Source organism: Paenirhodobacter huangdaonensis (assembly GCF_004022465.1).
GTDB lineage: Bacteria > Pseudomonadota > Alphaproteobacteria > Rhodobacterales > Rhodobacteraceae > Rhodobacter > Rhodobacter huangdaonensis.
In genome coordinates this window covers 339,328-357,360 of sequence record NZ_SAVA01000001.1, presented here as the reverse complement: position 1 = coordinate 357,360, position 18,033 = coordinate 339,328, and the positions used below count along the sequence as shown (strand labels likewise).

Annotated in this window: 20 protein-coding genes and 2 tRNA genes; 2 read left to right on the top strand and 20 right to left on the bottom strand. The window is 67.6% G+C overall.

Going from position 1 to position 18,033, the window contains the following annotated elements; translation table 11 throughout:
• Positions 1–21 precede the first annotated feature (21 nt).
• The 14 genes from EOW66_RS01675 to hisA all read right to left on the bottom strand — a co-directional run bounded on the left by EOW66_RS01675 (position 22) and on the right by hisA (position 11,458).
• Positions 22–1,329 carry an NAD(P)/FAD-dependent oxidoreductase gene (locus EOW66_RS01675; protein WP_128154327.1) on the bottom strand — a complete coding sequence of 436 codons (1,308 nt, stop codon included), beginning with the start codon at positions 1,327–1,329 and terminating at the stop codon, positions 22–24.
• Positions 1,326–2,681 (bottom strand): glutamine synthetase family protein, encoded by a 1,356-nt coding sequence (locus EOW66_RS01670; RefSeq protein WP_128154325.1) that lies wholly within the window; start codon positions 2,679–2,681, stop codon positions 1,326–1,328. The genes EOW66_RS01675 and EOW66_RS01670 overlap by 4 nt, the downstream gene beginning before the upstream one ends.
• A 17-nt stretch (positions 2,682–2,698) precedes the next feature.
• Entirely contained in the window at positions 2,699–3,379 is a 681-nt protein-coding gene (locus tag EOW66_RS01665) for a type 1 glutamine amidotransferase (protein WP_128154323.1), read from the bottom strand.
• Positions 3,380–3,510: 131 nt separating this feature from the next.
• Complete coding sequence (locus EOW66_RS01660) at positions 3,511–4,842, bottom strand: glutamine synthetase family protein (RefSeq protein ID WP_128154321.1); 1,332 nt, start codon at positions 4,840–4,842, stop codon at positions 3,511–3,513.
• A gap of 4 nt (positions 4,843–4,846) precedes the next feature.
• A complete protein-coding gene (locus EOW66_RS01655; protein ID WP_128154319.1) occupies positions 4,847–5,680 on the bottom strand; it encodes an ABC transporter permease in 834 nt (277 codons plus the stop codon).
• Positions 5,677–6,558 (bottom strand): ABC transporter permease, encoded by an 882-nt coding sequence (locus EOW66_RS01650; protein ID WP_128154318.1) that lies wholly within the window; start codon positions 6,556–6,558, stop codon positions 5,677–5,679. Before EOW66_RS01650 ends, EOW66_RS01655 begins: the two co-directional genes overlap by 4 nt.
• Positions 6,559–6,613: 55 nt before the next feature.
• Positions 6,614–7,339, bottom strand: a complete 726-nt coding sequence (locus tag EOW66_RS01645; RefSeq protein WP_128154316.1) for a transporter substrate-binding domain-containing protein — start codon at positions 7,337–7,339, stop codon at positions 6,614–6,616.
• 50 nt (positions 7,340–7,389) lie between these two features.
• On the bottom strand, positions 7,390–8,166 hold the full coding sequence (locus EOW66_RS01640) for an ABC transporter ATP-binding protein (RefSeq protein ID WP_113901840.1): 777 nt from the start codon (positions 8,164–8,166) through the stop codon (positions 7,390–7,392).
• 132 nt (positions 8,167–8,298) lie between these two features.
• Positions 8,299–8,742: a tellurite resistance TerB family protein gene (locus EOW66_RS01635; protein WP_128154314.1), complete on the bottom strand. Its 444-nt coding sequence runs from the start codon at positions 8,740–8,742 to the stop codon at positions 8,299–8,301.
• 42 nt (positions 8,743–8,784) lie between these two features.
• Positions 8,785–9,135 carry a DUF1330 domain-containing protein gene (locus EOW66_RS01630; RefSeq protein ID WP_128154313.1) on the bottom strand — a complete coding sequence of 117 codons (351 nt, stop codon included), beginning with the start codon at positions 9,133–9,135 and terminating at the stop codon, positions 8,785–8,787.
• On the bottom strand, positions 9,128–9,430 hold the full coding sequence (locus tag EOW66_RS01625) for a DUF1330 domain-containing protein (protein ID WP_128154311.1): 303 nt from the start codon (positions 9,428–9,430) through the stop codon (positions 9,128–9,130). The genes EOW66_RS01630 and EOW66_RS01625 overlap by 8 nt, the downstream gene beginning before the upstream one ends.
• A 56-nt stretch (positions 9,431–9,486) precedes the next feature.
• On the bottom strand, positions 9,487–9,798 hold the full coding sequence (locus EOW66_RS01620; RefSeq protein ID WP_113901844.1) for a phosphoribosyl-ATP diphosphatase: 312 nt from the start codon (positions 9,796–9,798) through the stop codon (positions 9,487–9,489).
• Entirely contained in the window at positions 9,795–10,556 is a 762-nt protein-coding gene (gene hisF / locus EOW66_RS01615; protein ID WP_128154310.1) for an imidazole glycerol phosphate synthase subunit HisF, read from the bottom strand. The genes EOW66_RS01620 and hisF overlap by 4 nt, the downstream gene beginning before the upstream one ends.
• Positions 10,557–10,738: 182 nt before the next feature.
• Positions 10,739–11,458, bottom strand: coding sequence for a 1-(5-phosphoribosyl)-5-[(5-phosphoribosylamino)methylideneamino]imidazole-4-carboxamide isomerase (gene hisA, locus EOW66_RS01610; protein ID WP_128154308.1), 720 nt, complete (start codon positions 11,456–11,458; stop codon positions 10,739–10,741).
• 149 nt (positions 11,459–11,607) lie between these two features.
• On the opposite strand from hisA, the gene EOW66_RS01605 reads away from it, so the two are divergent.
• Positions 11,608–11,991, top strand: coding sequence for a DUF2147 domain-containing protein (locus tag EOW66_RS01605; RefSeq protein ID WP_113901847.1), 384 nt, complete (start codon positions 11,608–11,610; stop codon positions 11,989–11,991).
• A gap of 46 nt (positions 11,992–12,037) precedes the next feature.
• On the opposite strand, the gene hisH is transcribed toward EOW66_RS01605, so the two are convergent.
• The 4 genes from hisH to EOW66_RS01585 form a co-directional block, all read right to left on the bottom strand.
• Entirely contained in the window at positions 12,038–12,679 is a 642-nt protein-coding gene (gene hisH / locus EOW66_RS01600) for an imidazole glycerol phosphate synthase subunit HisH (protein ID WP_128154306.1), read from the bottom strand.
• A gap of 13 nt (positions 12,680–12,692) precedes the next feature.
• The gene (gene hisB / locus EOW66_RS01595) at positions 12,693–13,280 is read right to left on the bottom strand and encodes an imidazoleglycerol-phosphate dehydratase HisB (RefSeq protein WP_128154305.1); all 588 of its coding nucleotides are present in this window, start codon (positions 13,278–13,280) and stop codon (positions 12,693–12,695) included.
• A 173-nt stretch (positions 13,281–13,453) separates the two neighbouring features.
• Positions 13,454–13,528: transfer RNA gene (locus EOW66_RS01590), tRNA-Gly, on the bottom strand.
• Between the two features lie 22 nt (positions 13,529–13,550).
• A tRNA-Gly gene (locus EOW66_RS01585) sits at positions 13,551–13,625 on the bottom strand.
• A gap of 198 nt (positions 13,626–13,823) precedes the next feature.
• Between EOW66_RS01585 and EOW66_RS01580 the strand changes: the two genes are divergently transcribed.
• The gene (locus tag EOW66_RS01580; RefSeq protein WP_128154303.1) at positions 13,824–14,021 is read left to right on the top strand and encodes a CsbD family protein; all 198 of its coding nucleotides are present in this window, start codon (positions 13,824–13,826) and stop codon (positions 14,019–14,021) included.
• Positions 14,022–14,072: 51 nt separating this feature from the next.
• Here EOW66_RS01580 and EOW66_RS01575 read toward each other — a convergent pair whose 3' ends face one another.
• Both EOW66_RS01575 and EOW66_RS01570 read right to left on the bottom strand, forming a co-directional pair.
• Positions 14,073–14,441 carry an MAPEG family protein gene (locus tag EOW66_RS01575; RefSeq protein ID WP_113901851.1) on the bottom strand — a complete coding sequence of 123 codons (369 nt, stop codon included), beginning with the start codon at positions 14,439–14,441 and terminating at the stop codon, positions 14,073–14,075.
• 76 nt (positions 14,442–14,517) lie between these two features.
• The gene (locus tag EOW66_RS01570; RefSeq protein WP_128154301.1) at positions 14,518–17,952 is read right to left on the bottom strand and encodes a pyruvate carboxylase; all 3,435 of its coding nucleotides are present in this window, start codon (positions 17,950–17,952) and stop codon (positions 14,518–14,520) included.
• Positions 17,953–18,033 lie beyond the last annotated feature (81 nt).

Sequence of the window (18,033 nt, the reverse complement as noted above, 5' to 3'; positions counted from 1 at the left end):
GTGTCGGCGGCGAAGTGTCGCCTAGAATCCCAGTCTGTCGCGCAGGCTGTACCAGCCCATGCCGAGTGCAAGGAGCGGGAAGCGCAGGTGGCTGCCGCCCGGGAAGATATGGGCGGGCAGCGTCGCCATCACGTCGAAGCCGTCGCCGGTTGCCGTCACCGCCTCGGCCATCAGCCGGCCAGCATGGGTGGCCAGCGCCACGCCATGGCCCGAGAAGCCCGAGGCCGAGAGGCAGTTCACATGCGGGCGGCGGAAGCAGGGCATCCGGTTCACGGTGATCGCCAGCGTGCCGCCCCAGGCATGGGTGATCTTCACGCCCCTGAGCTGCGGATAGACCTGTTCGAGCGGCTTGCGCACCAGCGCCGCGATGTCACGCGGGAAGCGGTAGCTGACCGTCTCGCCGCCGCCGAAGAGCAGCCGGTCCTCGTGGGCGCGCCAGTAGTTCACCACGAATTTCGTGTCATGCGCCGCGATGTTCTCGGTCAGCACCTCGCGCAGGCGGGGGCCGAGCGGCTCGGTGGCGACGATGTAATTGTTGATCGGCATCACCCGCGCGGCGATCTTCGGCTCGAGATGGTCGAGATAGCCGTTCGCGGCGAGGATCACCTGGTCACAGCTGACCTCGCCCGCCGCGGTGATCACCCGGCTCGTCTCGCCGGCATGATGGGCGTGGCGGATCTTCGTCACCGCCGAGCGCTCGAAGATCTGCGCGCCGGCGGCCTCGGCCAGCCGGGCGAGGCCAAGCGCGAGGTTCAGCGGATGCACATGCCCCGCGCCGCGGTCGATGTCACCGCCGACATAGAGCGGCGAGGGGATCAGCGCGGCCAGTCCCGCACGGTCGAGGGGGGTGATCGCGTCATAGCCGTACTGGGTGGCGAGGTGTTCGGCGATGTGATGGGCATGCGCGACCTCGCGGTCGTGCACCGCGCAATGGGCGATGCCACGATGGGTGGGCACGCCCGCCTCGGCGGCGAGCGCATAGGTCAGCGCTTTCGCCTCCTCGGCCATGTCCCACATCCGCCGCGCCGCGGGCTTGCCGGCCATGTGCTCGAGATCGGGCATCTCGAGCCGCTGGCCCGAGCCGATCTGCCCGCCGTTGCGGCCCGAGGCGCCGAAACCCGCGCGATGCGCCTCGAGCACGATGACGCGCCGCCCCGCGCGGGCGAGATGCAGCGCCGCCGACAGTCCGGTGTATCCCGCCCCCACCACCGCGACGTCGGCGCGGACCGCCCCCGCCAGGGCGGGACGGTCGGGCGCGGCATCGCGGCTCGCGGCATAGAAGCTTTGCGGGAATTCCCCGGGACGGTCGTTGGCGAAGAGCAGGTTCATACGTTCAGCAGCAGATGTTCCCGCTCCCACGGCGAGATCACCTGCAGAAACTCCTTGTATTCGTTGCGTTTCACCGCCTCGTAGACGGTGCAGAACTCGACCCCCAGCACCTCGCGCACCGGCGCGGAATCGGAGAACAGATCCAGCGCGTCACCGAGGTTGTAGGGCAGGTCGGTCTCGTTCATGTAGGCGTCGCCGATGCACTCGGGGCGCGGCATCTTCTTTTCCTTGAGGCCAAGATAGATGCAGGCCAGCGAGGCGGCGAGGCCGAGATAGGGGTTGCAGTCCATCCCGGCGAGGCGGTTCTCGATGCGCCGCGCGGCGGGGCCCGAGATCGGCACCCGCAGCCCGGTGGTGCGGTTGTCGCGGCCCCATTCGAGGTTGATCGGCGCGGCGAAGTCCGGCACGTAGCGGCGATAGCTGTTCACATAGGGGGCGAGCAGCGCGATCACCGCGGGCAGGTGGTTTTGCAGCCCGGCGATGGCATACATGAACTGGATGCTCTCGCTGCCGTCGGGCTCCGAGAAGATGTTCTCGCCGGTCTTCCTGTCGATCACCGACTGGTGGATGTGCATTGCCGAGCCCGGCTCGCCCTCGATCGGTTTCGCCATGAAGGTGGCGAAGCAGTCGTGGCGCAGCGCCGCCTCGCGGATCTGCCGCTTGAAGAAGAAGATCTGGTCGGCCAGATGCACCGCATCGCCATGAGCAAGGTTGATCTCGACCTGACCGGCGCCGCCTTCCTGCAAGATGCCGTCGATCTCGAAGCCCTGCGCCTCGGCGAAGTCATAGATGTCGTCGATCACCTTGCCGTATTCGTCGACCGCCGACATCGAATAGGCCTGCTTGCCCGCGGCGCGGCGGCCCGAGCGGCCCATCGGCGGGATGATCGGCTGGTTCGGGTCGAGGTTGCGCGCGACGAGGAAGAATTCCATCTCGGGCGCGATCACCGGGGTCCAGCCCTCGTCCTCGTAAAGCTGGAGGATGCGCTTGAGCACGTTGCGCGGCGCGGTCGGCACCGGGTTCCCCTGCTGGTCCTCGACGTTGTGGATGATCTGCAAGGTCACGTCGGCGGTCCAGGGCGCGGCGGTGGCGGTGGCCCAGTCCGGCGTCAGGATCATGTCGGGCTCGGTAAAGGCGCCCATCGGGTTGTCGACCCATTCGCCGGTGATTGATTGCAGGAAGATCGAGTTCGGCAGGAAGAAGCGGTCCTGATGCACGAATTTCGAGGCCGGCATCGCCTTGCCGCGGGCCACGCCCGCGATGTCGGCGACGATGCACTCGACCTCGTCGAGGCGCCGCCCGGCGATGTAGTTGCGTGCGGCCTGCGGGATCAGATCGGTCCAGTCTGACATGATGTGCCTTTCGGGGCTCAGGCCCGGGGTTTGAGGAAGAAGGCCGTGATCCGGTCGGCAAGCGTGCCGGAGGCGTTCGGCGCGCCAAGCCGGGCGCGGGCGGCCGCAAGCCGGTCGTCGGGGACCACGCCCTTGCCGCGGGTGTCCATCAGCCCCTCGATGAAGCTGTCGCGGAACTCGGGGTGGGCCTGCACGGTGAAGGCGGCATCGCCGTAGACGAGGGCGGCATTCTCGCAAAAGGCGTTGGAGCCCGCCACCTCGGCCCCCTCGGGGCGCTGCGTCACCTGATCCTGGTGCCAGGCGTTCAGCGTCACCGTTTCGCCGCCGAAATCATAGTCCTGCGCACCGACGGCCCAGCCTCCCGGGAATTTCTCGACGGTGCCGCCCATGGCCTGGGCGATGATCTGGTGGCCGAAGCAGACGCCCACCATCGGCACCTTCGCCGCGATCGCCTTGCGGATGAAGGCCTCGAGCGGCTTGATGAAGGGGTGGTCCTCATAGGCGCCGAAGCGCGAGCCGGTGATGAGCCAGCCCTCGCAGTCATGGACGTCGGCGGGGAAGTCCATGTCCTTCACCCGGTAGGTGCGGAAGGTGAAGCCGCGTCCGGCGAGCAGGGTTTCGAACATGTCGGGATAGTCACCGGAGCCCTCCCGAAGGATGTCGGGGGATTCGCCGGTTTGCAGGATGCCGATCAGCATGGAAGTCTCGTGCAGTTGGGTCGGGCAAGCCTAGCCCTCCGCCCCGAAGCGGGCAAGGGGGCCGGCAGGGGCGGCGGGCGGGCCGTTTGCGCATGGGCGGCGGCCCTTTGCGCATGCCCCGCCCGGCCGAGTCACACCGTGTCGAGGTAGAGCTCGGTCTGTTCCTGTTCGGACAGCTCGGCCATGTAATGCACCTCCTGACGCTTGGTCATCAGGAAGTTCTCGACCAGTTCCTCGTCGAAGATGCGCCGGATCAGCGGGTCTTCGGCGAAAGTGTTGATCGCAAGGTTCCAGGTCGCGGGCAGCTGCGCGAGGCTTTGCGCATAGGCGTTGCCGATGATCGGATCGTCGGGGACGAGGCCGTCCTCGATGCCGATCAGCGCCGCACCCAGAACCGCGGCGATGCTGAGATAGGGGTTCACGTCGCCGCCTGCCACGCGATGCTCGATCCGTCGCGCAGCCGGGCCCGAGGCCGGGATCCGCAGCGCCGCGGTGCGGTTCTCATAGGCCCAGCCGATGCCCGTCGGCGCATGGGCGTTCGGCACGAGGCGCTCGAAGCTGTTCGCATGCGGCGCGAAGATCAGGGTCGAGCCGGGCAGGGCGGCAAGGCAGCCCGCGACCGCGGCGCGCATCGCCTCCGATCCCTTCTCGCTGCCGTCATTGAAGATGTTGCGCCCGTCGCGGTCGAGCACCGAGAAATGCATGTGCATGCCGTTGCCCGACCACAGCGAATAGGGTTTCGCCATGAACGAGGCGGCAAAACCGTGGCTGCGGGCAAGCCCCTTCACCAGCATCTTGAAGGCCCAGGTGTCATCGGCGGCCTTCAGCGCGTCGGGCTGGTGCATCAGGTTCAGCTCGAACTGGCCCGGCCCGGCTTCCGAGATTGCGGTGTCGGCGGGAATGTCCATCGCCTCGCAGGCGTCATAAAGCGCGCTGAAGAAGGCGTCGAAGGCATCGAGGGCGCGCAAGGACAGCGTCTCGCCGCCGGTGCGCCGCTTGCCCGAGCGGGGCGAGGGCGGCACCCGCAGGGTCTTGCCGCTGTCGTCGATCAGGAAGAATTCCAGCTCGGTCGCCACGACGGGCGTCAGACCGCGATCCTTGTAGCGGTCAACGACGCGGGCAAGCGCCTGACGCGGATCGCCGGCATAGGGCCGGCCGTCCATGTGGAACATCCAGATCGGCAGCAGCGCCGTCGGCGAGGCGAGCCAGGGCATCGGCATGAAGCCGCGCTCGGTCGGGCGCAGCAGCCCGTCGCAATCGCCGGTCTCGAAGACGAGCGGGCTGTCCTCGATGTCCTCGCCCCAGATGTCGAGGTTCATCACCGAGAAGGGAAACCGCGTCCCCTCGGTAAAGACCTTGTCGGCGAACCTTGCGGGGATGCGCTTGCCCCGCGCCACCCCGTTCAGGTCCGCCGCTGCCACGCGAATGGTGCGCACTTCGGGGTGTTCTCTCAGCCAGTCCATGTCCTCACCTGACGATTTGCGGCCTGATCCTCAGTTTCGGGCGGATCGCGCCCGGCAGATGCCGGTTCAGGCGGCGGTTGATCCCTCCGAACAGCGCGATCAGGGTGACCGTCAGACAGACGAAGTAGAACGCCGCGATCGGGTAGGGGACGAAGGGGTTGAAGGTCTTGTCCGCGAAGAATTTCGCGTAATAGAGCGCGTCGCCGCGCTGCTGAAATGCCGGGAAGCCCGAGAAGAAGACGAGCGTGGTGGCGTGGAACAGGAAGATCGCCTCGTTGGTGTAGGCAGGCCAAGCCAGACGCAGCATGGTTGGCCAGACGACGCGGCGGAACTTCACCCAGCCTGCCATGCCATAGGCGTCGGCGGCCTCGAGATCGCCCTTCGGCACGGCGTTGAGCGCGCCATAGAAGATCTCGGCGGAATAGGCGGAGGTGTTGAGGAACAGCACGAACAGCGCGCCGGCCCAGGCCGAGGTCATCCAGTCGGTGGCGATGAGCAGCCCGCCAAGGTCGATGCCGGTGCGCGGCAGCATCACCAGCGCCTCGTAGGCGATGAAGAACTGGATGAAGAGCGGCGAGCCGCGGAAGACGAAGATGAACCACTCGGCGGGCTTGCGCAGCCAGCGGTTCGGACTTGCCTTCGCGAGCGCAAGGGCGGTGGCGAAGAAGAAGCCGAAGGCGAGCGCGAGCAGGCCGAAGTAGATGTTCCAGATCAGCCCCGAGCCGATCAGGGTGAACTGTTCGCACAGGGTGAAGTCGCCGCGCGGCAGCAGCCGCTCGCCAAAGCCGAGCGAGCGCAGGCCGTAATCGGAGATCGTCTGCAGGCAGGAGGAACTCATGCGCCGGCCTTTCGCATCGCTTCGCCCGCCATCGTCGCCTGACCGCGGGCGAGCCGCGCCGACAGCCGGCCGAGCACGATTTCCGAGATCCGGGTCATGCCGAGGTAGAAGGCCAGCAGCAGCAGGAAATACCACAGCCGCCAGTCCGGGTGCGGGAAGTCATAGATCTGCGATTTCGTCGCGCCAAGCTCGCGGGCCCAGTAGACGATATCCTCGACGCCGAGCAGGAACAGCAGCGGCGTCGCCTTGATCAGGATCATCCACAGGTTCGACAGCCCGGGCAGCGCATAGGTCCACATCTGCGGGATCAGGATGCGCCGGCGCACCTGCGCGGGCGTCATGCCATAGGCCTCGGCGGTCTCGAGCTGGGCCCGCGGCACCGCCCGCATCGCGCCGTAAAGCACATTCGCCGCGAAGGCGCCGAAGACGATGGCGAAGGCCACCACGGCGAGCGCGAAGCCATAGGCCTCGTGATAGATCTGCGGCGCGGAATTCAGCGGCAGCTTCGCCGCCGGGCAGACGAGGAAGTCGTTGCCCTGCCGGATCGGCGCGGTCCAGTCCGGGCAGAGGATCTTGTGGCGGAGGTATTCCAGCCCCTGGTCCATCGCCACCGGCACGAACAGGAAGAAGATGATGTCGGGCACGCCCCGCACCATCGAGGTATAGCCGATGCCGAGCCAGCGCAGCGGCACGATGTGGGAGCGCGCGGCGAGCGCCCCGCCAAAGCCGAAGGCCAGCGCCACCGGCGCCACGATCAGCATCAGCGCGATCACCACGAGGAACGAGCCGTAGAACAGCAGGTGCTTGCCCGAACTCAGGTAGCACAGCATCCAGGCGAGGCCTTCGAGGGCTTTCGGGTCGGCGCAGCTTGCGAACATGGAACCTGCCGGAAAAGGGCGGGCGCCGGCCTTGCGGCGGCCCCCGCCGGGTGGCTCAGAAGGTCAGGGCGTCGTCGCCGAACCACTTCTTGATCATCGCGTTGAGCGAGCCGTCGGCCTTCATCGCGGTGATGACGGCGTTGAACTTGTCCTTCAGCGCGGTGTCGGACTTGCGCAGGCCCATGCCGATGCCTTCGCCCAGCGGGATGTCCTCGCCGGTCCAGACGAGGGCGCCGCCCTGGTCGGCGGTGAAGGGTGCGAGTGCGTCCTTGTCGGCAAAGACCGCGTCGGCCTCGCCGTTCTTCACCGCGGCGACGGTGTCGTCGAGGGTGGCGAATTCCAGCAGCGTCGCGCCCGACTTGGCGACGTAATCGGCCTGGATCGTGCCGACCTGCGCCGCGACCACGCCCTTGAGGTCGGCGCCGTCCTTCAGCGCGGCATAGGCCGAGGCCGCCGGCGGGTAATAGGCTTCGGTGAAGTCGATGGTCTGCTTGCGCTCGTCGGTGATGCTCATGCCGGCCATGATCGTGTCATAGTTGCCGCCGAGCAGGTTCGGGATGATGCTGTCCCACTCGTTCGTCACCCAGGTGCACTTGACCGCGGCCTTGGTGCAGAGCGTGTCGCCGAGCTCGCGCTCGAAGCCGTCGACCTCGCCCTTGTCGTTGATGAAGTTGAAGGGCGGGTAGGCGCCCTCGGTGCCCATGCGCACGACGTCCTCGGCGCTGGCAAACCCGGTCGACAGCGCCAGCACGGCGGCGGCGGTCAGGATCAGCTTCTTCATGTGTTTCCCCTGTGCAGTGATTTTCTATCGTTGCTTTGCAGTCGTTGGCATCAAGCCGGCACGCTGGCCGACAGGAACTGTTGCAGACGCTCCGATCGCGGCGCGCCGAAAAGCTGCTCGGGCCGTCCCTCTTCCTCGATCAGGCCCTTGTGCAGGAAAATGACGTGATCGGAGACGTCGGCGGCAAGCCGCATGTCATGGGTGACGAGGATCATCGTGCGGTGTTCGTTCGCCAGATCCTTGATCACCTTCACCACCTCCTGCTGCAGCTCGGGATCGAGTGCCGAGGTCGGTTCGTCGAAGAGCAGCGCTTCGGGCTGCATGCACAGCGCGCGCGCGATCGCCGCGCGCTGCTGCTGGCCGCCCGAGAGCTGAGCCGGCCAGTTGTCGGCCTTGTCGCCGATCCCGACCTTGTCGAGCAGGCTGCGCGCCAGCGTCTCGACCTCGCGCGGATCGCGCTTCAGCACGGTCACCGGCGCCTCCATGACGTTTTGCAGGATCGTCATGTGCGACCACAGGTTGAACTGCTGGAACACCATCGACAGGTTGGTGCGGAAGCGCGTCACCTGCGCGCGGTCGGCGGGACGCCGGGCAAGGCCCTCGCCCGCCCATTTCACCGCCTCGCCGCGGAACAGGACCTCGCCGCGCTGGCTGTCCTCGAGCAGGTTGCAGCAGCGCAGCAGGGTGGATTTTCCCGAGCCCGAGGAGCCGATCAGCGAGATCACCTCCCCCCGGTCAGCACGGATCGAGACGCCCTTGAGCACCTCGAGCGACCCGTAGCTTTTGTGCAGGTCGCGGATTTCGATGACGGGTGCGGTCACTGTCACTTTCGGCTTCTCTTTGTCCGGTTGGTAAAGTTGGCGCGATTCCGGGGGGGAATGCAACGGCGGAGTGACGGTTGACGCAAGGAGATGCGCCAAAAAGTCGGGCAGATGCCTCGAAACATGCAGGGCAGCGGTTCAGTCGCGCCGGGCTTCCACCCGCTGCCGGGCCAGCGCCGAATCGCGGTCGTTGATGCCAAGGAGGCTCGCGGTGAGGCGGATCAGCGCCTCTTCCTCGGGGGCGCGGGCATCGTCCGACAGCGCCACGTCCCACATCGCCTCGATCACGCCGGCGCGGTCCTCATAGGCGATCTTTTCCTTCAGCGCGCGGGTGAAACGCACGGTATCGGGGGCTTCGGCCTCGACCGTCTCGGCCCGCGTGCGCAGCGCGCGCGCCGCCTCGGGCCCGAGCCCGCGGCGCATCGCGAGAACGCGGTCGATCCGCATCTTCTCGCCCTCGTCATAGCTGTCGTCGGCGCGGGCGAGCCGCACCAGAAGTGCCGCCAGCGCCAGCTCCGCATCTTCCGCGGTCAGCGGCGCGGGGTGGGGGGCGGCCAGAAGGGTGAGAAGTGCCTTGAACATGGCCGATACTCTAGCGCCTTTCGCCGCCGGGGCAAGACGGGCTCAGCCGGCGTGGCCCGCGACGATCGCGAGCGAGACCGTCGCCGCGGCATCGCGCAGGGCGAGCGTCGCCTGATAGGCGGCGCCGTGATAGCAGGCCCGCGCCGCGGCAAGGTCTGGAAACTCGACGATCACGGTTTCGGGCACGGTTTCGGGCACGGCCTCGGGCATGGTCCCGGGCGCCATCTGCCCCGCCACCACCTCGGGCGCGCCGCCGAGCACGAGGAGGCGCCCGCCCGCAGCCGCGATCGGGGCCGCCGCCGCGGCGCGATAGGCGGCATAGCCCGTCCGGTCGTGCACGCGCACCTGCGCCACCCAGTACCCCTTGACCGCCGCTTCCCGGGGCTCAGCCATTCCAGCCCTCGACGATGCACAGATCGGCCTCCGAGACCGGTGTGCGCAGCGCCATCGCGTGCTGGTATTCCGGGCTCAGATAGCAGGCCCGCGCCGCCTCGATGCTCGGAAACTCGATCACCACCGTGCGCGGCCGCAGGTCGCCCTCGACCACCTCCTGCGCGCTGCCGCGCACCAGAAACCGGCCACCGTATTTCTCGAAGGCCACCGCATTCGCGTCCCGGTAGGCCGCATAGGCCTGCGGGTCGTCGACAGTGACATGGCCGATCCAGTATCCTTTTGCACTCTTGCTCATCTGCGCCTCCCGTTTTGCCAAAGCCTTGCGGGAGAACGCGGATTTTGCAAGACCGCTCAGCCGCGCGCGGCCTTTTCGGCAATCCCCGAAGTGCCCTCGCGGCGCTCGAGCTCGGCCAGCACCTCGGCGAGGGGGACGTCCTTCGCGGCAAGCATCACCAGCAGGTGGTAAAGCACGTCGGCGCTTTCATAGACGAGGTTCGCGCGGTCGTCCTTGGCCACGGCCATGCAGGCCTCGATCGCCTCCTCGCCGAATTTCTGCGCGCATTTCTGCGCCCCCTTGGACAGCAGCTTCGCCGTCCAGGAACTGTCGGGATCGGCGCCCTTGCGCGCCGCGATCGTGGCTTCAAGCCGTTCGAGCGTGGTCATGTCAGCCTCACGGGAATGCCGGCGGCGGCCATGTGTTCCTTCGCCTGCCGGATGGTGTAGGTGCCGAAGTGGAAGATCGAGGCGGCAAGCACCGCCGAGGCATGGCCCTCGGTCACGCCCTCGACCAGATGGTCGAGCGTGCCGACCCCGCCCGAGGCGATCACCGGCACCTCGACGGCATCGGCGATGGCGCGGGTCAGCGGGATGTTGAACCCCGCCCGGGTGCCGTCGCGGTCCATCGAGGTCAGCAGGATCTCGCCCGCGCCCTTCGCCTCGACGGTGCGGGCAAAGTCGACCGCGTCGATGCCCGTGGACTTGCGCCCGCCATGGGTGAAGATCTCCCACCGGCCCGGCGCCACCGTCTTCGCGTCGATCGCGACGACGATGCACTGGCTGCCGAAGCGGTCGGCGGCTTCGGCCACGACATCGGGGTTCGCCACGGCGGCCGAGTTGAAGCTGACCTTGTCGGCGCCCGCGAGCAGCAGTCTGCGCACGTCCTCGTGGCTGCGCACGCCGCCGCCGACGGTGAGCGGCATGAAGCATTGCTCGGCGGTGCGGGTGACGAGGTCGTACATCGTGCCGCGGTTCTCGTGCGTCGCATGGATGTCGAGGAAGCACAGCTCGTCGGCGCCCGCCGCGTCATAGGCCTTCGCCGCCTCGACCGGGTCGCCCGCGTCGATCAGGTTGACGAAGTTGACGCCCTTGACGACACGGCCGTCGGCGACATCGAGGCAGGGGATGATGCGGGTTTTCAGCATGGAGGCGCCTCCTTTGGCGCCTTGATAGCGCCCGTCGCGCGGGATGGGAAGCGAAAGGGCAGGGGCGCTGCCCCTGCACCCCGAGGTATTTCGGGCAAGATGAAGAGAGGGCCGCGGCGCTTTCATCTTGCCGAAAATACCTCGGGGAGCCGAGGCATCGCCTCGGCGGGGCGGAGCCCCTCTTACGCCTTCAGCGTCGCAAGCGCCGCGGTCAGGTCGAGCGCGCCGTCATAGATCGCCCGGCCCGAGATCACGCCGGCAATGACGCCGGTGTCGCGCAGCGCGATCAGGTCGGGCAGCGACGATACCCCGCCCGAGGCGATCACCGGGATCGTCACGGCGCGGGCCAGCGCCTCGGTCGCCTCGAGGTTCGGGCCGGTCATCGCGCCGTCGCGCAGGATGTCGGTGTAGATGATCGCGGCGACGCCCGCGTCCTCGAAGGATTTCGCGAGATCGGTGACCATCACGTCGGTCTCCTCGGCCCAGCCCTTGGTGGCGACGCGGCCGCCGCGGGCGTCGATGCCGACCGCGACCTGGCCCGGGAAGGCGCGGGCCGCCTCGCGCACGAGGTCCGGGTTCTCGACTGCCACGGTGCCGAGGATGACGCGCGAAAGCCCTTTCGAGAGCCAGGCCTCGATCGTCGCCATGTCGCGGATGCCGCCGCCGAGCTGGGCGGGCACGGTGATCCGGGCGAGGATCGCCTCGACCGCCGCGGCATTCACCGGCGCGCCGGCGAAGGCGCCGTTCAGGTCGACGAGGTGCACCCATTCACAGCCCGCGGCCTCGAACTTGGCGGCCTGGGCGGCGGGGTCGTCGCCGAAGACCGTGGCCTTGTCCATCTCGCCGTGCAGCAGGCGCACGCACTGGCCGTCCTTGAGGTCGATCGCGGGGTAGAGGATCATCGCGGCTCTCCTTGCCTTCGGGCTTTGGGCTTTCGCGCCTCATGCCACGGGCCGGGGCGCGCGGCAAGTGTCGCGAAACGCCACGTCAGGCTTGCCGGGAATCGGGGCGCATGGCCAGATGACGCGCAGGGAAACCGGGAGGAGAGACGATGAAATGCATTCTGCTGGCGGGGGCGCTTGCGCTCGCCGCGGGCGCCGCGGGCGCCGATCCGATCGAGGGGCTGTGGCAGACCCAGGCCGATGACGGCGCCTATGCGCTGGTGCAGATCGCGCCCTGCGGGCCGGCCTATTGCGGCAAGATCACCCGCACCTTCAAGGACGGCGGCGAATACAAGTCGCCCAACATCGGCCGGCAGATCGTCATCGACATGGCGCCGAAGGGCAGCGGCGCCTACGAGGGCAAGGTCTGGCGGCCGTCGAACGACAAGACCTACATCGGCAAGATCGCCCTGGCGGGCGATGCGATGAAGCTGTCGGGCTGTGTCCTTGGCGGGCTGTTCTGCGCCAAGCAGGACTGGTCGCGGGTGAAGTGACGCGGCCGCAGACCGCAGCGGAAAGGGCGCCCGAGGGCGCCCTTTTTCATGGGGTCCACTGCAGGAAGTTCGAGATCAGCCGCAGCCCGGTGCGCTGCGATTTCTCCGGGTGGAACTGCGTGCCTACCATGTTGTCGCGCCCGACGATCGCGGTGATCGGCCCGGCATAGTCGACATGGGCGAGCAGATGCTCGGGGTTTGCCACGCGGAAGTGGTAGGAATGCACGAAATAGGCGTGATCGCCGGTCTCGATGCCCGCCAGCAGCGCATGCGGGCGGTCGATCACCAGATCGTTCCAGCCCATGTGCGGCACCTTCAGCGCCGGGTCGGCGGGGGTGATGCGCACCACCTCGCCCGGGATCCAGCCGAAGCCCTCGGTCGGTTCGAATTCGAGCCCGCGGCTCGCCATCATCTGCATGCCGATGCAGATGCCAAGGAAGGGCGTGCCCTTCTTGTGCACCGCTTCCTCGATCGCCTCGAAGAGGCCGGTGAAGCGGGTCAGCGCCGCGCGGCAGGACGGGAAGGCGCCGTCGCCCGGCAGCACGATGCGGTCGGCGCGCGCCACCACGTCGGGCTCGGAACTGACGACGACCGAGCCCTGACCGAGCTCGAGCGCCATCCGCTCGAAGGCCTTGCGCGCCGAATGCAGGTTGCCCGAATCGTAATCGACCAGAACGGTGAGGCTCATCTGTCTTTCCTTCTCAGAGCGCGCCCTTGGTCGAGGGCAGCACCCCGGCCATGCGCGGGTCGATCTCGACGGCGGCGCGCAGTGCCCGGGCGACCGACTTGAAGGCCGCCTCGGCGATGTGGTGGCTGTTGATCCCGTGCACCTTGTCGACATGCAGCGTGATGCCGCCATTGGTCGAGAGCGCCTGGAAGAACTCGCGCACCAGCTCGGTGTCGAAGGTGCCGATCTTCTGCGTCGGGAAGTCGACGTTCCACACCAGGTAAGGCCGGCCCGACAGGTCGAGCGCGGTGGCGATCTGGGTGTCGTCCATGGCGAGCGCGAAATGGCCGTAGCGGCGGATGCCCTTCTTGTCGCCGAGCGCCTGCACCAGGGCCTGGCCAAGGGCGATGCCCGTGTCCTCGACGGTGTGGTGGTCGTCGATGTGCAGATCGCCCTGTGCGGTGATCGTCAGGTCGATCAGCGAGTGGCGGGCAAGCTGGTCGAGCATGTGGTCGAAAAAGCCCACCCCGGTCACGTTCCGGTAGCTGCCGGTGCCGTCGAGGTCGATCTCGACCGAGATCTCGGTCTCGGCGGTCTTGCGGGTGATGGTGGCCTTGCGCATCGTCGCTCCCTTCCGTGTCACCGCCTTATAGGGCGCGGGGCGCGGCTTGCAAAGCAGGGGCTTGCAACTGTTGCGGCGCGGCCGCCGGCCGGGCGGCTGCGGGCGCGTGGTCGTGAAGGAGGGGCGGAAAAGCAAAAGGACCGCCGAAGCGGTCCGTTTCGCATTCATTTCGCTGGAGCGGGCGATGAGATTCGAACTCACGACCCTTACCTTGGCAAGGTAATGCTCTACCCCTGAGCTACGCCCGCATGCAGCGATATGTTTCCGAACTGGAGCGGGCGATGAGATTCGAACTCACGACCCTTACCTTGGCAAGGTAATGCTCTACCCCTGAGCTACGCCCGCACCGTCGTTCGGTGGAGGCGATTTATGGGATCGGGCGGGGGGCTGCAAGAGGAAAAATTCGCCGCTCCGAAAATTTCCTGCGGCGGGCCCGCGGCGGCGACCGGGCGCGAGGTGGGAACCTCCTGCGGGGCAAGGCCGTTGACAGCGGGCAGGGCGGAAAGATCTGCCCGGACCCGAAACCGCAGACGGAGGCAAGTGATGAACACCGACATGCTCGAAGGCAAGTGGATGGAGATCAAGGGCAGCGTGCGCGCGAAATGGGGGGCGCTGACCGATGACGAGGTCGAGCAGGTGGCCGGCAATGCCGAACGCCTGGCCGGGCTGATCCAGCAGAAATACGGCCGCTCGAAGGATGCGGCAAAGCGCGAGGTCAACGACTTCATCGAGTCGCTCTGACCGGGGCAATTCCGGTGGGAAGGGGGGCTCAGGCCCCCCCCTTTTCGCGTCTCAGGCCAGAACCGCCAGCACCGCGCTGGCGGCGAGCGACAGAAGGGTCAGCACCATGCCGGCGACGCGCGCCCCCATCGGGCCGCCGAAGCCAAGCGCCCAGGCATGCAGGGCCCGCCCCACGACCAGCGCCGCCCCCGACAGGTGCAGCGCGATCGCGCCGGCGCCGGCCAGCTCGGCCAGAAGCAGCATCACGATGCCGAAGGGCGCATATTCGGCGAGGTTGCCATGCGTGCGGATCCGCAGCGCGAGGTCATCCTTGCCGCCGTCGCCGATCGAGACGCGATGCGTCTTGCGCGCATTCACCACATGCAGCGACAGGAAAATATAAAGCGCAACGAGCGGCAGCGCATAGCCGGCAGTGATCATCGACGTCTCCCTATGTGATCGCGCCCGCAAGCCTGACCGGCCGCGGGCGCGAGGACAAGGGGAAACGGGCCGGGGCTCACTCGAGCTCGACGAGCAGGTCCTTGGCGTCGATCTGTGCGCCGGGCGCGACATGCACGGCCTTCACCGTGGCGGCGCGATCGGCGTGGATGCCGGTTTCCATCTTCATCGCCTCGATCGTCAGCAGCAGGTCGCCCTGCGCCACCTTCTGCCCGACCGCGACGGTGACCGAGGCGACCGATCCGGGCATCGGCGCGCCGACATGGGCGGGGTTGCCGGCCTCGGCCTTCGGCCGCGCCTTCACTGCCGATTTCACCGCCCGGTTCGGCACGCGCACCGCGCGCGGCTGGCCGTTCAGCTCGAAGAACACCTTCACCTCGCCGGCCTCGTCGGTCTCGCTCATCGTCTGATAGCGGATCTCGAGCGTCTTGCCCGGGTCGATCTCGGCCGAGATCTGCTCGCCCGCCTGCATGCCGTAGAAGAAGACCGGCGTCGGCAGGGAGCGCACCGGCCCGTATTGCCGGTGCCGGCCCATGTAGTCGAGGAAGACCTTCGGATACATCAGGTAGCCCGCCAGATCCTCGTCATCGACGGCATAGCCGTTCAGCTCGGCCGAAAGCTTTGCCCGCGTCGCCTCGAGATCGACCGCCGGCAGATGCAGCCCCGGCCGCTCGGTCGAGGCGGGCTCGCCCTTCAGCGCCTTCTTCACGATTGCCTCGGGCCAGCCTCCGGGCGGCTGGCCAAGGTTGCCCTTCAGCATGTCGACGACCGAGTCGGGGAAGGCCATGTCGCGCTCGGGATCAAGCACATCGGCCTTCGACAGCCCCTGCGCCACCATCATCAGCGCCATGTCGCCCACCACCTTCGACGACGGCGTGACCTTCACGATGTCGCCGAAGATCTGGTTCGCGTCGGCATAGGCCTGCGCCACCGCGTGCCAGCGTTCCTCGAGGCCAAGGCTGCGCGCCTGCGCCTTGAGGTTGGTGAACTGGCCCCCCGGCATCTCGTGCAGCCAGACTTCCGAGGCGGGCGCCCGCGTGCCCGATTCGAAGGCCGCATATTGCGTGCGCACCGCCTCCCAATAGTTCGACATCCGCCGGATCGCGTCGATGTCGAGGCCGGTGTCACGCTCGGTATGCGCGAGCGCCTCGACGATCGAGCCGAGGCAGGGCTGCGAGGTGCCGCCCGAGAAGGCGTCCATCGCCGCGTCTACGGCATCGACGCCCGCCTCGGCCGCGGCCAGAACCGTGGCTCCGGCGATGCCCGAGGTGTCATGGGTGTGGAAGTGAATGGGCAGGCCCACCTCCTCCTTCAGCGCGGTGACGAGGGCCCGGGCGGCGGCGGGCTTGAGCAGCCCCGCCATGTCCTTCAGGCCGAGCACATGGGCGCCCGCGGCCTCGAGCTCCTTCGCCATCGCGACGTAATACTTCAGGTCGTATTTCGCCCGCTCGGGGTTCAGGATGTCGCCGGTGTAGCAGATCGTGCCCTCGCAGATCTTCTCGGCCTCGATCACCGCATCCATCGCGACGCGCATGTTCTCGACCCAGTTCAGGCTGTCGAAGACGCGGAACACATCGACGCCGGTCTTCGCCGCCTGCGCCACGAAGAACCGCACCACATTGTCGGGATAGTTGGTATAGCCGACCCCGTTCGAGGCGCGCAGCAGCATCTGCGTCAGCACGTTCGGCATCGCCGCGCGGATGTCGCGCAGCCGCTGCCAGGGGCATTCCTGCAAGAAGCGATAGGCGACGTCGAAGGTGGCGCCGCCCCAGCACTCGACCGAGAACAGATCGCCCAGATTGGCCGCATAGACCGGCGCCGCGGTGACCATGTCGATCGAGCGCATCCGGGTCGCCAAAAGCGACTGGTGGCCGTCGCGCATCGTGGTGTCGGTCAGCAGCAGCCGCTTTTGCGCCTTCATCCAGTCGGCCACCGCCTTCGGCCCTTCGGCCTCGAGCAACTGCCGGGTGCCGGGACGGACCGGGCCCTTGATCTCGGGCAGGCGCGGCGGGCGTGCCTCGGCCGGCGGCTTCGGCCGGCCCGCGGTCTCGGGATGGCCGTTCACCGTGATGTCGGCGATGTAGGTCAGGATCTTGGTGCCGCGGTCGCGCCGCTTCTTGAACTGGAAGAGCTCGGGCGTGGTGTCGATGAACTTCGTCGTGTAGCCCATGCTCAGGAAGGTCGGGTGCTTGAGCAGGTTGATGACGAAATCAATGTTGGTGCTCACGCCGCGGATGCGGAACTCGCGCAGCGCGCGGTCCATGCGGTGGATGGTCTGGTCGGGGGTCTGCGCCCAGGCGGTCACCTTCACCAGCAGGCTGTCGTAATAGCGGGTGATGACGCCGCCGGCATAGGCGGTGCCGCCGTCAAGCCGGATCCCCATGCCGGTCGCGGTGCGATAGGCGGTGATGCGGCCGTAATCGGGGATGAAGTTGTTCTGCGGGTCCTCGGTCGTCACCCGGCACTGCAGCGCATGGCCCGAAAGCGTCACCTCGGACTGGCCGGCGGCGCCCGTCGCCTCGGCGAGCGTCGCGCCCTCGGCGATGCGGATCTGCGCCTGCACGATGTCGATGCCGGTGACCTCTTCGGTCACGGTATGCTCGACCTGCACGCGCGGGTTGACCTCGATGAAGTAGAAACGGCCCTCGTCCATGTCCATCAGGAACTCGACGGTGCCGGCGTTCTGATAGCCGACCGCATTGCCGATCTGCAGCGCAAGGCCGCAGACCTCGGCGCGCTGCTCGGGCGTCAGATAGGGGGCGGGGGCGCGCTCGACCACCTTCTGGTTGCGCCGCTGCACGGTGCAGTCACGCTCGAAGAGGTGGTAGAGATGACCGTGCGTGTCGCCGAGCAGCTGCACCTCGACATGGCGGGCGCGCAGGATCATCTTTTCCAGATAACCCTCGCCATTGCCGAAGGCGGCCTCGGCCTCGCGCCGGCCCTCGCGCACCTTCTCGACCAGCTCCTCGGGGCCCATGATCGGGCGCATGCCGCGCCCGCCGCCGCCCCAGCTCGCCTTCAGCATCAGCGGATAGCCGATCGCGGCGGCCTCGGTCTTGATCGCGTCGAAATCGTCGCCCAGCACCTCGGTCGCCGGGATCACCGGCACGCCCGCCTTCATCGCTACATGCCGGGCCGAAGCCTTGTCGCCAAGCGCGCGCATGGTCTCGGCGCGCGGGCCGATGAAGGTGATGCCGGCCTTGTCGCAGGCCTCGACGAAATCGGGGTTTTCCGACAGCAGCCCATAGCCCGGGTGGATCGCGTCGGCGCCCGATTCCTGCGCGACGCGGATGATCTCGGGGATCGAGAGATAGGCGCCCACGGGGCTCAGCCCGGCGCCGATGCGGTAGGCCTCATCCGCCTTGAAGCGGTGCAGGGAGAGCTTGTCTTCCTCGGCATAGACGGCGACGGTCTTCTTGCCGAGTTCATTGGCAGCCCGCATCACGCGGATGGCAATTTCGCCCCGGTTGGCGATCAGAATCTTGCGGAACATCATGGACCCTCCCCGCAGTGGTGCCGGAAAACCTAGCGTCGCTGCGATGCAGCGCAAGTTAATTCTGCGAAATTGAGCAAA

Excerpts from the sequence above, each read along its gene's own strand:
- EOW66_RS01675 (WP_128154327.1), bottom strand. The coding sequence starts at position 1,329 with ATGAACCTGCTCTTCGCCAACGACCGTCCCGGGGAATTCCCGCAAAGC.
- EOW66_RS01670 (WP_128154325.1), bottom strand. The coding sequence starts at position 2,681 with ATGTCAGACTGGACCGATCTGATCCCGCAGGCCGCACGCAACTACATC.
- EOW66_RS01665 (WP_128154323.1), bottom strand. The coding sequence starts at position 3,379 with ATGCTGATCGGCATCCTGCAAACCGGCGAATCCCCCGACATCCTTCGG.
- EOW66_RS01660 (WP_128154321.1), bottom strand. The coding sequence starts at position 4,842 with ATGGACTGGCTGAGAGAACACCCCGAAGTGCGCACCATTCGCGTGGCA.
- EOW66_RS01655 (WP_128154319.1), bottom strand. The coding sequence starts at position 5,680 with ATGAGTTCCTCCTGCCTGCAGACGATCTCCGATTACGGCCTGCGCTCG.
- EOW66_RS01650 (WP_128154318.1), bottom strand. The coding sequence starts at position 6,558 with ATGTTCGCAAGCTGCGCCGACCCGAAAGCCCTCGAAGGCCTCGCCTGG.
- EOW66_RS01645 (WP_128154316.1), bottom strand. The coding sequence starts at position 7,339 with ATGAAGAAGCTGATCCTGACCGCCGCCGCCGTGCTGGCGCTGTCGACC.
- EOW66_RS01635 (WP_128154314.1), bottom strand. The coding sequence starts at position 8,742 with ATGTTCAAGGCACTTCTCACCCTTCTGGCCGCCCCCCACCCCGCGCCG.
- EOW66_RS01630 (WP_128154313.1), bottom strand. The coding sequence starts at position 9,135 with ATGGCTGAGCCCCGGGAAGCGGCGGTCAAGGGGTACTGGGTGGCGCAG.
- EOW66_RS01625 (WP_128154311.1), bottom strand. The coding sequence starts at position 9,430 with ATGAGCAAGAGTGCAAAAGGATACTGGATCGGCCATGTCACTGTCGAC.
- EOW66_RS01620 (WP_113901844.1), bottom strand. The coding sequence starts at position 9,798 with ATGACCACGCTCGAACGGCTTGAAGCCACGATCGCGGCGCGCAAGGGC.
- hisF (WP_128154310.1), bottom strand. The coding sequence starts at position 10,556 with ATGCTGAAAACCCGCATCATCCCCTGCCTCGATGTCGCCGACGGCCGT.
- hisA (WP_128154308.1), bottom strand. The coding sequence starts at position 11,458 with ATGATCCTCTACCCCGCGATCGACCTCAAGGACGGCCAGTGCGTGCGC.
- EOW66_RS01605 (WP_113901847.1), top strand. The coding sequence starts at position 11,608 with ATGAAATGCATTCTGCTGGCGGGGGCGCTTGCGCTCGCCGCGGGCGCC.
- hisH (WP_128154306.1), bottom strand. The coding sequence starts at position 12,679 with ATGAGCCTCACCGTTCTGGTCGATTACGATTCGGGCAACCTGCATTCG.
- hisB (WP_128154305.1), bottom strand. The coding sequence starts at position 13,280 with ATGCGCAAGGCCACCATCACCCGCAAGACCGCCGAGACCGAGATCTCG.
- EOW66_RS01580 (WP_128154303.1), top strand. The coding sequence starts at position 13,824 with ATGAACACCGACATGCTCGAAGGCAAGTGGATGGAGATCAAGGGCAGC.
- EOW66_RS01575 (WP_113901851.1), bottom strand. The coding sequence starts at position 14,441 with ATGATCACTGCCGGCTATGCGCTGCCGCTCGTTGCGCTTTATATTTTC.
- EOW66_RS01570 (WP_128154301.1), bottom strand. The coding sequence starts at position 17,952 with ATGTTCCGCAAGATTCTGATCGCCAACCGGGGCGAAATTGCCATCCGC.